This window comes from Pseudomonas sp. P5_B2, assembly GCF_056400445.1.
Map to the genome: position 1 here is coordinate 1 of NZ_JBFULH010001340.1, position 689 is coordinate 689.

The 689-nt window shown below is 58.3% G+C and carries 1 protein-coding gene; it reads left to right on the forward strand.

Annotated features, from left to right (window positions below; translation table 11 throughout):
• Positions 1–163: 163 nt before the first annotated feature.
• The coding region (locus AC1DRJ_RS31095) for an AIR synthase related protein (protein WP_477805484.1) at positions 164–689 on the forward strand (526 nt) is incomplete at its 3' end.

The following is a 689-nucleotide window of genomic DNA, read 5'->3' on the forward strand; positions in this document are numbered from 1 at the left end:
ACGGTACAACGCGCTAACGAGAGCTACTTCCATGGCATGCATTGGGACACGCTCAAGGGCATTAGCCTCCTTGGTCAGCCACATTGCCTTATGCAGGCACGCCTAGAAAACTATCCATTCATGGCCCGCCAAACAGCGCTTCTGCGCAGAACGGTGACCCAAAATGGCTAAGCCGTGTGTGTCTGAGTTTGCATTGAGAGCCTTGCTAGACGAACTCCGGGATACCGCCGCAATGCGTTCAAAGGTGGCGATTCAGCAGCCAGCCAGCAGTTGCTCCGGGGTGGCCCGTACCCGAGAGGATTTGTACGCAATGCCCGGCGATGATACCGCCGCCATTAGATGCGGCGATCAATACCAGTTACTGGCAATCGAGGGGATGATTCCGGCGTTCGTTGAACAGGCGCCCTGGTTCGCGGGATGGTCGGCCGTTATGGCCAATGTGAGCGATATCACCGCGATGGGAGGACGTGCCACCGCTATCGTCAATGCGTACTGGCACCATGACGAAAAAGCCGCCAATCAAGTCATGACTGGTGTCCATGCCGCCTGCGCGGCATATGGTTTGATCCTGGCGGGCGGGCACACCAGCCAAGCGCCTGGCAACCCGGCCGCGTTGGCAGTTGCGGTGACAGGCTGGGCTCGTACCTTGCTTTCTACCTTGCATGTTGCGCCGGGACAGGTCATTGCAA